The 13,360-nt window shown below is 61.7% G+C and carries 12 protein-coding genes; 3 read left to right on the top strand and 9 right to left on the bottom strand.

Translation table 11 applies throughout. The features are described from left to right. The first annotated feature begins 3 nt into the window (after window positions 1-3). Entirely contained in the window at window positions 4-1,179 is a 1,176-nt protein-coding gene (locus tag O6760_RS18065) for a vWA domain-containing protein (protein WP_269581103.1), read from the top strand. A gap of 137 nt (window positions 1,180-1,316) precedes the next feature. Here the strand turns inward: O6760_RS18065 and O6760_RS18060 are convergent, their stop codons facing one another. The 5 genes from O6760_RS18060 to O6760_RS18040 form a co-directional block, all read right to left on the bottom strand. Continuing rightward, entirely contained in the window at window positions 1,317-1,544 is a 228-nt protein-coding gene (locus O6760_RS18060) for a hypothetical protein (RefSeq protein ID WP_269581102.1), read from the bottom strand. Window positions 1,545-1,895: 351 nt separating this feature from the next. Further along, window positions 1,896-2,324, bottom strand: a complete 429-nt coding sequence (locus O6760_RS18055) for a universal stress protein (protein WP_269581101.1) — start codon at window positions 2,322-2,324, stop codon at window positions 1,896-1,898. Between the two features lie 68 nt (window positions 2,325-2,392). Next, window positions 2,393-3,178 carry an AraC family transcriptional regulator gene (locus O6760_RS18050; protein WP_269581100.1) on the bottom strand — a complete coding sequence of 262 codons (786 nt, stop codon included), beginning with the start codon at window positions 3,176-3,178 and terminating at the stop codon, window positions 2,393-2,395. Window positions 3,179-3,267: 89 nt separating this feature from the next. Then, complete coding sequence (locus tag O6760_RS18045; protein WP_269581099.1) at window positions 3,268-3,465, bottom strand: helix-turn-helix transcriptional regulator; 198 nt, start codon at window positions 3,463-3,465, stop codon at window positions 3,268-3,270. Next, on the bottom strand, window positions 3,465-3,845 hold the full coding sequence (locus O6760_RS18040) for a hypothetical protein (RefSeq protein ID WP_269581098.1): 381 nt from the start codon (window positions 3,843-3,845) through the stop codon (window positions 3,465-3,467). Before O6760_RS18040 ends, O6760_RS18045 begins: the two co-directional genes overlap by 1 nt. A 262-nt stretch (window positions 3,846-4,107) precedes the next feature. Between O6760_RS18040 and O6760_RS18035 the strand changes: the two genes are divergently transcribed. Next, window positions 4,108-5,334: an MFS transporter gene (locus O6760_RS18035; RefSeq protein ID WP_269581097.1), complete on the top strand. Its 1,227-nt coding sequence runs from the start codon at window positions 4,108-4,110 to the stop codon at window positions 5,332-5,334. 176 nt (window positions 5,335-5,510) lie between these two features. Here the strand turns inward: O6760_RS18035 and O6760_RS18030 are convergent, their stop codons facing one another. The 3 genes from O6760_RS18030 to O6760_RS18020 all read right to left on the bottom strand — a co-directional run bounded on the left by O6760_RS18030 (window position 5,511) and on the right by O6760_RS18020 (window position 6,877). Continuing rightward, window positions 5,511-5,831 (bottom strand): 2Fe-2S iron-sulfur cluster-binding protein, encoded by a 321-nt coding sequence (locus O6760_RS18030; protein WP_269581096.1) that lies wholly within the window; start codon window positions 5,829-5,831, stop codon window positions 5,511-5,513. A gap of 116 nt (window positions 5,832-5,947) precedes the next feature. After that, on the bottom strand, window positions 5,948-6,310 hold the full coding sequence (locus tag O6760_RS18025) for an Hpt domain-containing protein (protein ID WP_269581095.1): 363 nt from the start codon (window positions 6,308-6,310) through the stop codon (window positions 5,948-5,950). 252 nt (window positions 6,311-6,562) lie between these two features. Then, window positions 6,563-6,877: a hypothetical protein gene (locus O6760_RS18020; protein ID WP_269581094.1), complete on the bottom strand. Its 315-nt coding sequence runs from the start codon at window positions 6,875-6,877 to the stop codon at window positions 6,563-6,565. Between the two features lie 277 nt (window positions 6,878-7,154). Here O6760_RS18020 and O6760_RS18015 point away from each other — a divergent pair, with 277 nt between their 5' ends. Then, entirely contained in the window at window positions 7,155-12,650 is a 5,496-nt protein-coding gene (locus O6760_RS18015) for an antitoxin (protein ID WP_269581093.1), read from the top strand. Window positions 12,651-12,915: 265 nt separating this feature from the next. Here the strand turns inward: O6760_RS18015 and O6760_RS18010 are convergent, their stop codons facing one another. Beyond that, window positions 12,916-13,194, bottom strand: coding sequence for a GIY-YIG nuclease family protein (locus O6760_RS18010; RefSeq protein WP_332306197.1), 279 nt, complete (start codon window positions 13,192-13,194; stop codon window positions 12,916-12,918). Window positions 13,195-13,360: the final 166 nt, after the last annotated feature.

The raw sequence follows: 13,360 nt of genomic DNA, 5'->3' as shown, positions 1-13,360 counted from the left end.
CCCATGTTCATCACCTTTTTCACCGAACTCAAATCCGCAGGCATTCCGGTTTCGCTCCGGGAATACCTGAGCCTGATGGAAGCGCTCGATAAGGATCTCGCGGAGAAGAGCGTCGAGGATTTCTATTATCTCGCGCGCCTCTCGCTGGTGAAGGACGAGAGCAACCTCGACAAGTTCGACCGGGTGTTCGGCCAAGTCTTCAAGGGCCTGGAGCTGATGAGCGACGTGCCTGTGACCGACATTCCGGAAGAGTGGCTGCGCAAGCTTGCCGAAAAACATCTCACGGACGAGGAAAAGGCGCAGATCGAGGCGCTTGGCGGGTTCGAGAAGCTGATGGAGACCCTGCGCGAGCGCCTGAAGGAACAGGAAAAGCGCCACCAGGGCGGCAACAAGTGGATCGGGACGGCCGGCACCTCGCCTTTCGGTGCCTATGGCTACAATCCCGAGGGCGTGCGCATCGGCCAGAAGGAGAGCCGGCACCGCCGCGCGGTCAAGGTCTGGGACAAGCGCGAGTTCAAGGATCTCGACGACACCCAGCTTCTCGGCACCCGCAACATCCAGGTGGCCCTGAAGCGCCTGCGCAACTTTGCCCGCACCGGCGCGGCCGACGAACTGGACCTGGACAACACCATCCGCGCGACCGCGCACAAGGGGCTTCTTGACATCAAGATGCGCCCGGAGCGGCACAACGCGGTGAAGGTATTGCTGTTTTTCGATATCGGCGGTTCGATGGACGATCACATCCGGGTTTGCGAGGAACTGTTTTCAGCGGCACGCTCCGAGTTCAAGGTGATGGAGCATTTCTACTTCCACAATTGCCTTTACGAATATGTCTGGAAGGAGAACCGCCGCCGCCACACCGAACGCATTTCGACCATGGACGTGCTGCACAAGTACCCCGCCGACTACAAGATCATCTTCGTCGGCGACGCCTCCATGAGTCCTTACGAAATCGCCTATCCGGGCGGCTCGGTGGAACACTGGAACGAAGAACCCGGTGCCGCCTGGATGCAGCGGCTGACCGGCCTTTACAAGAGCGCTGTCTGGCTCAACCCCGTGCGTGAACAGCACTGGCACTACACACAGTCCATCCAGATGCTGAACGAGCTGATGGAGGGCCGCATGTTCCCGATGACCGTGGAGGGCCTCACCGAGGCGATGAAGGAACTGGCGCGATAGCGCAGTGTTTTCCGATCGACCGTCCAGGCCAGGAAAATCCGGGCGCGACCGCTGGAGCGCCCGGTTTTCAGGAGAGACGTTCAGGTGCAGGTGGCCGGCCCCAGCCGGTCCAGACAATCAGCTTGGCGATGATCCGGTCACTGCTCGCGGGAAGCCCTTTTTTGACTCAGCGCCCGACAGTAGACCTTCACAACGTCGCTGTCTTTCACGACGCCGGAAGCGGCGGCGAATTGCTGTCCGTGGATCATGCAATAGGACAAATCATACGTACCCGGTGCAACCATCCAGTTGAGCGCGGTATCCTTGTTGCAGTCCTGGACCGGTGTGGCTGCAAGACACACGGCCACATAGGCGGTGTATAGCATGTGCTCTGGTCCTTTTATTTGGCCCCGCCCGGGAAGTGTGCGGTGCAGCAAAATTCGATTGTAAGATAAAAATTGGCGAAGTCGACCCCAGAGCAAAGGAAACTTCAAGAAATCGACAAAAAAACCCTACGTTAGAAAGTCATTTCGAGACATCAAACGATACTACACGTCTGTTTTACGTAATGCGAACCGGTATTTTTTCAATCGTTGATTGAACACCTGAGAAACATTTCAGGCAAAGACAAATCGTGCGCTCACCTGAACGCACGATATCCCTTTGTATCGAAAAGCGATCACCTTCTGGAAGGCCAATTGATTCCCTTGGACCGTCCGGTGATTGAGCAGCCCCGGTCAGCTGCCGCGCAGCACCATCACCGAACAGGGTGCATGCCGCACGATATGGGCGGCGTTGGACCCGACGAAATAGGTCGACAGGCCCGGCTTGTGCGAGGTCATCAGCACCAGGTCGCATCCCGACCGTTCCGCTTCCTCGATCACTTCATGATAGACGGAGCCCATGCGAACGGCCTTGTCCACCGCGCCTTCGGGCGCATCAAGGCCGGCGGCGATCGTGTCGAGGATCTTGGCCGTTTCCTGGAACTCCGCTTCCTGCCAGCCTTCCGGGAGCTGGCTGGCCACGAAGCTCTGAACTTCCGGGCACACTGCCAGAAGATGGATCTTGGCACCATAGTCGCGCGCCATCTGCGACGCCTTGGCGAGCGCGTCTTCGGCAAAGCCGGTTTCGGCCGGATCGACGGGTACGAGGATTTTCTTGAACATCACAGGTCTCCCCAAAATTGGTTCTCACCTGTTTTGGGCCGAGACGGATCTGCTCGCCATGAGAAAGATCAATCGGCTGCGCCGCCGAAATAGCGACCGGGCGTGACCCCGAAGGCCTTCCTGAAGGTCGACACAAAGGCGCTCGGGCCTTCATAGCCAAGCTTGTGCGAGACATCGGAGACGCTTCGCCCCGACGCCAGAAGCTCCAGTGCCCGGAACAGCTTCACCTGCCGGCACCAGGTCCGGTAGCTAAGACCCGTTTCCGCCTTGATCCGCCGCTCGAACGACCGCACGGACGTGGTGCAGCGGTCCGCCGCCTCGCTGAGCGAAGGTATATGCGCCGGACAGCGCACCACGTCCTCACACAGGTTGCGCAGCTTCGGGTCCTGCGGCATGGGCAATTGCAGCGGTGCGGCGGGCAGCAGCTTGAGCTGATCGAGGATAACGGCCGCAATCCGGGCCGCGGGCCCCTCCACTGTTTCGGCACGCGGATAGGACATGAACTCCAGGATCAGCGACCGCAACAGCGTGGTTACCTGCATCACCTGCGGTGTCTGAGGCAAGTCCCGCGTGTGGTCATATTGCACGTAGATGTAGCGCAGTTCCGTATCGGTCAGATAACGGGTCTGGTGGCTGACCCGGGGTGGCAGCCAGACGGCGCGCTCCGGCGGGACAAAATAGGTGCCGAGATCCGTATCGATGGCAATCGATCCCTTGACCACGTGGAACAACTGGGCCGCGTCATGGGCGTGCCAACCGTTGTTCCGGCCCTTCAGCTGCGTGCGCGCATAGCCGATGATCGGCGCGGCAATCGCTTCCTTGGGAAATTCGGCAAGTTCGGGATGAATGCTCATGGGCGCATGGTACCCGGTCCGGTCGGCAAGAGACAACACGTCTGCGCTCTGATTGGCCCCTTCATACCGCGCTCCTCCCAGAACAGCGGCTACAGATCATCAGGTTCGAAAAGTTTCTCGATGGGAAGACCAAACACCCGCGAAATCCTGAAAGCCAGGGGCAGACTTGGATCGTACTTGCCCTTTTCCAGGGCAATGACCGTCTGCCGGCTGACATCGAGCCTCTCCGCCAGATCCGCCTGGGACCAGCCTTGTTGGCCTCTCAAGCTTTTCAGGTGATTGCGCATCAGACCTTCCAGCGCACCGCAACCGTTGCCAGCGACCACATGACGAACAGGAAGGCCGCGTAAAGATTGAGATCCACCGTCAGAAACGCTTCGAGCTTGGCAAGGAAGAAGGCAACCGATACGCCGATCAGAAGCGTGATCGATCCGGCGACAGCCATGATGTGCCGCTCCCGCTCGTCCACCCTGCGGAAGTACCTGACCATGGCCCACAGCGCCAGCAGCATGGGGACCGTTGCCACAAGGGAAACCAGAACATTGATCGCCAGGCCTGGCTTGTCCGGGAGATACTCCCGCGCAAACCAGCTTGCCGCGACAAACAACGCCGTGGCGCCGAGTGTTTCAGCGACATACTGATAGGAAAGCCGGTCGAACCTGTTCATCCTCATCTCCAGCACTCAATCTCCAGCACTCAACGAATGTAAAGCTTACTTTACATTTCACAAAAAGCCCGACATGTAAAGCCTGCTTTACTTTTCGCGCCGGCGCGGTCTCTCCATAGGGTGATGACGCACTGCATCGAACAACAGTATAAATGGCGTGTCAGAGACATATCCTGACAAAACAGCGCTAACACGCAAATCCGTCTTCGGAATAAAAGCGTTGCACAGCGCTGTCGGACTGTTTCTCTTATCTGGCTTTGGAATGACCTACTTCACGCAAAACGCCCATCCGAACGAAATGACAGGCTGGCGCTCGCCGGCGGTTCTCCTGATGATCATGGCAGGCGCCATGCAGCTGTCCTTTGCGGCCTGGTGGAACCTGATGAACAATTTTGCGGTCCAGGAGCTGGATTTCACCGGCCGCGAAATCGGTATCCAGCAATCGATCCGTGAAATTCCCGGGTTCCTGAGCTTCCTCGCGATCTACCTGCTCTTGCTGATGCGCGAGCAGACGCTGGCCTATGTCTCGCTGCTGCTGCTGGGCGTCGGCGTCGCCGTCACCGGCTATTTCCCGACGGCAATGGGCTTTTATGTGACCACCCTGATCATGTCGATCGGGTTCCACTATTACGAGACCATGGCCCAGTCGCTGTCGCTGCAATGGCTGCCCAAGGCAACCGCCGCCGCGAGCATGGGCAAGATCATCTCCGTCGGCGCCTTCGCCCAGCTGGTCGCCTACGGCGTCATTTTCGTGGCCTGGAAGACCTTCGACCTGTCCTTCGCCACGGTCTTTGCCATTGCCGGCGGACTGACCCTGGTGGTGCTCGCCTTCCTGATGATGGCCTATCCGCATTTTCGCGAGGGCGTGCCCCAGCGCAAGAAGCTGGTCCTCAGGAAACGCTACTGGCTTTATTACGCCCTTACCTTCATGGCCGGTGCCCGGCGGCAGATCTTCACGGTGTTCGCCGGCTTCCTGATGGTCGAGCGCTTCGGCTACGACGTCCACGAGGTGGCGCTGTTGTTCCTGTTGAACGGCGGTTTCAACATGTTGCTGGCGCCGAGCATCGGCAAGCTGATCGTCCGCTTCGGTGAGCGCAAGGCCCTGATCCTGGAATATATCGGCCTGATCATCGTTTTTGTCAGCTACGCCTTTGTCACCAATGCGACCCTGGCGGCCGGCCTCTACGTGATCGACCACGCCTTCTTTGCCATCGCGATCGCGATCAAGACCTATTTCCAGAAGATCGCCGACCCGGCGGACATCGCACCGACCGCGGGCGTCGCCTTCACGATCAACCATATCGCGGCGGTGTTCATCCCGGTCCTGTTCGGCCTGATCTGGCTGATCTCCCCGGCGGCCGTCTTCCTGGCCGGTGCCGGCATGGCCGTGATCAGCCTCCTGCTGGCAAGCCTGATCCCGAGCAACCCGGAGGAAGGCCACGAGGTCGACTTCTGGTACCGCAAACCGGCAGCCCAGCCGGCGGAGTGAGACCGTCCCTTCAATCGACCGGCTGCAAATGTGCAAAGGGGCGATCAACCGATCGCCCCTTTTGCGTCAACTGAACTCACCGAACAAAAAAGCCTCATCCTGACAAGGACCGAAGCCTCTCAAACAACATGCAAGGATGGGTCTCGATTTGCTGAAAGTTCTTAGAAAACTTCGGCTTACGCCTGGCGTTCCGGGATGTGCACGACCAGACCGTCCAGCTCGCCGGTGACCTTGATCTGACAGGACAGGCGCGAGGTCGGCTTCACGTCATAGGCGAAGTCGAGCATGTCCTCTTCCATGGGCTCCGGAGACCCCGTCTTGCCGCTCCAGGCATCGTCGACATAGACGTGGCAGGTCGCGCAGGCGCAGGCCCCGCCGCATTCCGCCTCGATGCCCGGCACCATGTTCTTGATGGCGTTTTCCATCACCGTGGAGCCCTCGGCGGCGTCGACTTCGGTTTGATTTCCGTCGGCGGTAACAAATGTGATTTTCGGCATATGTCGCGTCCAAGCCCTGAATTCTGAAGATCTCACGGACCGACATAAAGATTTAGAGCAAAAGGTCAAGGACCGTGCCGTTTCCGCGCGGCAATCTGCCACCGAAACAATCGCAATCAGCTTTCAAGAAGGTCCCGGATATAGGCGTTCACCTCGTCGACCGCCGCCGTGAGACCGCCCGTCTCCGCGTCCGGGTGCGCCGTCATCATCTGTTCCAGGCTTTCGCAGACCACGGCAACCCGTTCCGCTCCGATGGCCCTTGCCGACCCCTTGAGCGTATGCACCAGGTCCAGCCGGACCGAAGTGTCGCTTTCGCTCATCAGCCGGTCCAGCGTGCTGGAGGACTGCGATTTGAACAAATGCAGGACCTGGACCTCAAGATCCCGGTTACCAAGCGTGTTTGTGGCCAGCTGCACCAGATCGATCGGTGCTTCCGGACCGGTCCGACCGGCGACGCGGGCCTGGGACGCATAGGCCATGGGCTGCTCCAAACTGCTCAACTCTTGCCTGACGGCACCCTGCCGCAAGCTCTTGCTGGGCATCAGAGTGAGCCTGAACCGGCAAACACCGGGTTAAGCAGATCGTTCAAACCGGTCGATCACGGCAAAGTCCCCAAAAAATTGAATTCTTGGTTAACGCGTGTTAACGCGGCTTTCGAATCGCGTTTGAAAAAGTCCTTGCGTTTCCGCCGGTTTTTTGAATCGCTAAAATTTTAATGATCTGATTCGCCGTTAACTTTTTTTGTCTTTTTGGCTTGCGGCGAGAACCTTGATGGCGGCAGGCGTGAGCTTGCAGACCAGCCAGTCGGGCTTGATAGGGTTGGAAAACCAAGGCTCTGCCCAGCCTGCGTCGATACACGCCCTGATGGTCCGCGCCGGAATTTCGCGTCCCTGATCATCGAAAAGAGGCAGCTTGCCACCCGGCTGATCGAGCCCCTTCCGCAACCAGCGCTTTTGGGGTGCAGACAATTTACTCGCTTTGAGCGCGGCGGTTACGGTTGCAATTTCAGCGCCTTCCGTTACGTCGCCCCTCTTCGATTCTGGCATTCGGACCGCCCCCTAAGTGACTCACGCTATTGCCGTTTCTTGTTCGTTAGGAGAGATTGTGCCATTACAGTTACTGATGCGGCAAGGTGGGGAGTGTACCGACGAACGAAAAGTTCGCGGTCGGTCAGCGGCGGCCCTCTCTGCGCACAGGTTTTGCCACGCTGTCAGGTGGGCGGCGGGCAACAAGGACGCATCCGGTAGATAACTGTAACAGGCTGCGCCAGCGGCCTGGCATTGATACCGATGTGTAATGAGTACGGATGTGAGGCGACCCCAAATGGCAAATCCGACAAAGGCGAAAGATCCGGCGGAAGCGGCCCTGTCAGCAGTTGAAGAAGCGCTGAAGCTCGATTTCGGCGGCCCTGAGGCTGCGGCATCGGAGCCCGCTGCGCAGTCAAATGCGGCAGAGGCTGAACCGGAACGTCGACCTCAGGCGGAAACACGGGACACGAACAAGCGCGAGGAGCGCCAGTCCCGCCGGCGCGGCCGTGGCGGACGCCCGCCCGCGGCCAATGACGATCGCCGCAACATCGGCAACCTCATCTACGCCTTGCAGCGCCGTCCCTCCTCCGCGCCCTTCTGGGGAGCCCTGGCCTTGAGCGCAGTCTGGGCCGCGCTCGGCAGCAGCCTCTTCATGAGCGCCTTTTCCGACAAGGTTACCTCGTTCACCGATCCCCAGGCCCTGCTCTCCTCTCCGGAGATGATCCTGGCCGCGGTCGGTATCGTCGTGCCGATCATCTTCTTCTTCGTCATGGCCATGATGATCTGGCGCGCGCAAGAAATGCGCATCGTCGCCCGCGGCATGACCGAGGTCGCCCTGCGGCTGGCAGAGCCGGAAGACATGGCCAAGGAAAGCATCCTCAGCGTCGGCCAGGCGATCCGCCGCGAAGTCGCCGCCATGGGTGACGGCATCGAGCGCGCCATCGCCCGCGCCAGCGAGCTGGAAGTGCTCGTCCACAACGAAGTGTCCTCGCTCGAACGGTCCTACAACGACAACGAGCTGAAGATCCGCGCCCTGATCGAGGAACTGGTCAGCCAGCGCGAGTCCATCGTGATGAACGCCGAGCGCGTGCGCGAAACGATTGCCGGCGCACACGAGAATTTCGCCTCCCGCCTGTCCAGCACGTCCGGCGAGCTGGGCAACACGGTCGACCTGGCCACCCAGCGCATGATCGACGCCGTCAACAGCCGCGTCGAGGAACTCACCTCGACCGTCGACAGCCGCATCGAGTCTCTCGGCGCAACCCTGAATGCTTCCGGCAACGAACTGGTCGACAGCCTGACCGTCCGCGCCGAGGACTATGTCGCACGCCTGTCCACCACCGGGAACGACCTTGTCGACAGCCTGTCCGAGACCGGCGCGACCATGTGGGAGACGCTGACGGCCCGTGGCAACGACGTCAACGAGCGCTTTGCCGACACGGCCAACACCTTCGTGGAATCCCTGTCCGCACGCAGCACCGAGATCAACGAAACGCTCACGACCTCGAGCACATCGGTGATCAACACCCTGAGCCAGAAGGCGGACGAGTTCCGCCTGACGCTGGAAAACACCGGCGCCTCGGTCGGCGACATCATCACGGCGCGTGGCGAAGAGATCAACGCCAACCTCTCCCTCACGTCGGGCCGCCTGATCGACACCATCACCTCGCGCACCGAGGATCTGGTCATGACCGTCGACAGCCGGGTCACATCCCTGGACGAGTCGCTGGCGGAAACCGGAAACCGTGTCGTCGAAAGCATTTCCGAAAAAGGCCAGACGGTCACCGACACCATCTCCATCCGCGGCGCGGAAATCGTCGAGACCCTGTCCAGCCGTTCCACGGAAGTTGCCGAGATCCTGCGCGGCACCGGCGAGAGCATCGTGGTCGACCTGTCCTTGCGCGGCGGCGAAATCGCTTCCAAGCTGGACGAGACCGCCGGTTCGCTGACCGAGACCATCTCGGTCCGCGGCGGCGAGCTTGCCGAGAAGTTCGACAACATCTCCGAGCGCATCTACACCGCCATCTCCATCAACGGCAGCGAACTGGACGAGCGTCTGGCAGCCCGCAGCAACGAGATGGCCACCATTCTGGAACAGCAGACCATCGACTTCCGCGATACGCTGGAAAGCGTCTCCGGTCAGTTCTCCGCCAGTCTCGGCGAGCAGACCGGCGCGCTTACCCAGAAACTTGCCGAAACCGGCACCCAGCTTGCCGAGCTCATCGGCAGCCGCGGCGACCGCGTTGCCGGCGACATCAACCAGATCAGCGGCCAGATCGCCGAAACACTGGAAGTCCGCGGCCAGGCACTGCAGGAAGGCCTGTCCTCGCGCCTCACGGAACTGGAGACCATCGTCACGGATCGCGGCGGCCAGCTGATCGATGCCTTCGACACCAAGACCCTGCTCCTGTCCGAAGCACTCGACTCGCGACTTGGCACGCTGGACACCACCTTCGCGGCCCGGATCGACGCCATGGATGCCTCGCTGGGTGACCGTATCAGCACCATGGACACCTCGCTCGAGCAGCGCTTCTCCATGATGGATGCAACGCTCACCGACCGTATCAGCACCATGGATTCCTCGCTGGAACAGCGCTACACCGCCATGGACACCTCGCTGAGCGAGCGGATTTCCACGATGGATTCGTCGCTCGGCAGCCACATCAACACCCTTGATCTGACCCTGGACCAGCGCACCGCCGCCTTCGAGGCAACGCTGGAAGCCCGCACCCAGATCCTGTCGGACGCGATCGAGAACCGCACGACCGGCATCAGCGACGCGCTGGAGGAGAAGACCCGCAACATCACGGATGTTCTCGCGGACCGCTCCGACGCGATCACGCTTCAGCTCGGCCAGCGGATCGAAGCCGCCGGCAACACGCTGGCAGAACGGGCCGAAGACATCGGCAAGTCCCTGTCCGAGCGCGTGGATGGCGCCGCCACGTCCATGGCCGAAAAGGCCGAGCTCCTGTCCGTCTCCATGACCAGCGGCACCGACCGCATCGACGAGACGCTGGATGCCCGGGCCCGCCAGATTTCCGAAACGCTGATCAGCCGCACCAAGGAAATCGCCAAGGCCTTTGTCGACGGCCAGGACGAAATGACATCCGCCCTCGACAACCGTCTCGCGGAAGCCGGCAGCGTGCTCGGCAAGCAGAGCGAACAGCTGACGGAATCCCTTTCCGAACGCATCGCCGAGATCAACGTCTCCCTGGGCGCCAAGGTGTTCGAGGTCGCCGAGACCCTCGACAGCAGGGCCACCCAGCTGGAAACCCTGCTCAACGAGCGTCTTGAAAGCATTTCCGGCACCCTCACCGGTGAGAGCGAGCGCGCCCGTGACATTCTCACGGCCGTGATCTCCGAAGCCGGCGCGACGCTGTCCACCGAAAGCACCCAGTTGCGCGACGTGATCCAGGAGGCCGTCTCCGCGGCCGTCCAGACGCTGGCCGACGAGCGCACCAAGACCGTCGAGATCGTCGACGGTGCCCTCTCCCAGGCCACGGAAAAGCTCACCGGCGAAGGCGATCGCATGCGCCAGATCGTCCTCGGCTCCGTTGGCGAAGCGCGGGGTGTGCTGGTGGGCGAAAGCCAGAAGGCGGCGGACGCGGTCACGGCTGCGATGCAGCAGGCGACCGGCACCATGTCCGGTGAAAGCGACAAGATCCGCGATCTTGTCCTCAGCGCAGTCGGCGATGCCGCCCGCGCGATGGCCGCCGAAAGCGAAAACGCACGCACACTTTACGCTGGCACCCTGGCCGAATTCACCGGTTCGCTGACCGGCGAAAGCGAAAAGGTCCGCAACGAGCTGTCCGGCCTGATCGCCGAAATCTCCGGCAACCTGTCCGCGGAAAGCGAGCAGGCCCGCATGACGCTGGCCAAGACGCTCGAGGAAATCCGCGGTCAGATGTCGAGCGAAGCGGGCATGGTCCGCGCCCGGGTCAACAGCGCGGTGGCCGAAGCCGCCGACCTGCTGGTCGGCCGCGGCAACGAGGTTGCCAACGAGCTGCTTGAAAAGGCCACCAGCCTCAACGAGGCCTTTGGTGCCCGTTCCGGCGAGCTGGCCAAGATCGTCGGCACCGACGGCAACGAACTGGTGAACGCCATCGAGATGCGCGCCAACGACCTGACCGGACGCCTGTCCGAGGTCCACACCGCCATCCTGGAGGCGATCACCGTCAAGGGCCGCGATGTCACCGACACCTTCGCCCATACCGGTCTGGACGCGACCCGTTCGCTGGTCGAGGCCGGCGATCGCATCGTTGCCAGCATCAACGAGCGCAGCGAGCAGGCCACCACCCTGCTGACCGACACCAAGCAGCGCCTGGAGGCGGACGTTACCGAGATCCTCAACAAGATCGAGGAAAGCAACTCCAACCTGCAGGGCATCGTTGCGACGGCCGGCGAGAACCTCACCGAAGTGGAGGGCAACCTGGCCCGCCGCGCCGGAGAATTCCGCTCGGCGGTCGACCGCGCGGTTTCGGAAACCAATTCGACAACGTCGCTGATCACCGAGCAGGTTTCCAACCTGCGCGATGTCACCGACACGACGCTGGCCGACATCCAGAACCTGACCAGCCGCTTCGGCGACCAGTCGGAGGAACTGACCAAGGCCGCCCGGCACCTGGAGGACACCAACCGCTCCGTCGAGGGCCGCGTCGCCGAGCGCCGCACGGCCATCGAGGAAGTCGCCGAAACGCTTCTGTCCAAGACCGAGGCCGTCGACTCGCTCATGCGGTCCTTCACCCAGACCCTGTCGGAAACCCTGGAATCGGCAGACGACAAGGCCCGTGACGCCGCCAACATGCTGTCGGCCGCCGCGGAAGCCGCCTCCAAGCAGGTGGCGGAGCAGTTCGAGTCGATGCGCCTGACCGCCGGCATGGAGGGCCAGAAGGCCCGCGAAGCCATCCGCTCGGCCCAGGACGACATCATCGCGGAAATGTCGCGCACGGTCAGCGACGCCTCCGAGCGCTTCAACGATGCGGCCACCCGCATGCGTGACGTCGCCCGTGAGGTCCATCGCGAGCTGGAAGCGACCCGCAGCGAACTGAAACAGGGCGTCCTGAACCTGCCGGACGAAGCGGAAGAATCCTCCGCAGCGCTGCGCAAGGTGGTCAACGAGCAGATCCGCGCGCTGACCGAATTGTCGGAAATCGTCGCCAAGCAGTCCAACACGCTGGACATCTCCCGGCCGCAGGCCCAGGCAGCGACGGCCAGTGCCGCCCCTGCCCCGCAGCAACCGGCGCCCCAGCCGGCGCCGGCAAGCTATGCCCCGGCCAGTGAGCCGCGGCAGCAGCAGGCGCGCCCGGCCGAGCCCCGCCGCCAGCAGCCCGCTGCGGCTGCACCGGCAGGCGCCTCGGGCGGCAAGGGCTGGGTGGCGGATCTTCTGCGCCGCGCGTCCCGCGACGAGGAAGCCGGTGCGGACACCGACATGAGCCGGACCCCGCTGCAGACGGTGGAAAGCCTCAATTCGCTGTCCGTGGACATTGCCCGTGCCATCGATCACGAGACCTTCGTCGATCTGTGGAACCGCTACCGCAACGGTGAACGGCACGTGTTCACACGCCGCCTCTACACCCTTCAGGGCCAGCAGACCTTCGACGAGATCCGTCAGAAGTACTCCCGCGACCCCGAATTCCGCACGGCGGTGGAACGGTATGTCGCCGACTTCGAACAGCTCCTGGCCCAGGTGGCACGCAACGACCGTGACAACATGCTCGGTCAGACCTACCTGACTTCGGACACCGGCAAGGTCTACACCATGCTGGCCCACGCCAGCGGCCGCCTCGACTAGAGGCGGACTGCAAGGGCACACGAAAAAGGCGGCCCCGGGCCGCCTTTTTTTTGATGGTGGTTCGGATATTCAGCTTCGGGAAGCTCAAACGACGTCGGACACCGCCCCCGATGTCACCCCGGGCGAGCAACGCGAGACCCGGGGCCCACTCGTTTCCAGAGTTCCCTTACCTGGGCACGGCAGTGCCATCACAAGGGCCTCTTCAACAAGCGGCCTTGCGAGTAGGCCCCGGCTCGCGCTGCGCTTGGCCGGGGTGACACCGGGGTTAGGGGACGGGCAAATCCAGCCACTCGGGATTGGAACGCTCGATCAACTGGATCTTCCAGGCGCGGTGCCACTTCTTCAGACGTTTTTCCGTTGCGATCGCTTCGTTGATCTCTTCAAAGCCTTCCGCAAAAACAAGCCTGCCAACCTTGTGCTTTTTCGTGAAGCTCCTGCCTTCGCCGAGGCGGTGTTGCTCGACCCGCCTTGCGAGGTCATTGGTCACGCCGACATAAAGCGTGCCGTTTTTTCGGCTCGCAAGAATGTAAACATAATAGGTCAAGACACACCTTTTGAGTGTATCCATTTCTAAAACACCCTACCCCTGGTGTCACCCCGGGCGAGCATCGCGAGACCCGGGGCCCACTCGTTTCCAGAGCGCCTTGATTTTCGGCGCGGCAGGGTCGCAAATTAGCACCGCTTCAACAAGCGCCCTTTCGAGTGGGCCC

This window comes from Roseibium sp. Sym1, from assembly GCF_027359675.1.
Lineage (GTDB): Bacteria > Pseudomonadota > Alphaproteobacteria > Rhizobiales > Stappiaceae > Roseibium.
The sequence above is the reverse complement of the archived record's forward strand: the minus strand, read 5'-3'. Positions and strand labels throughout refer to the sequence as shown.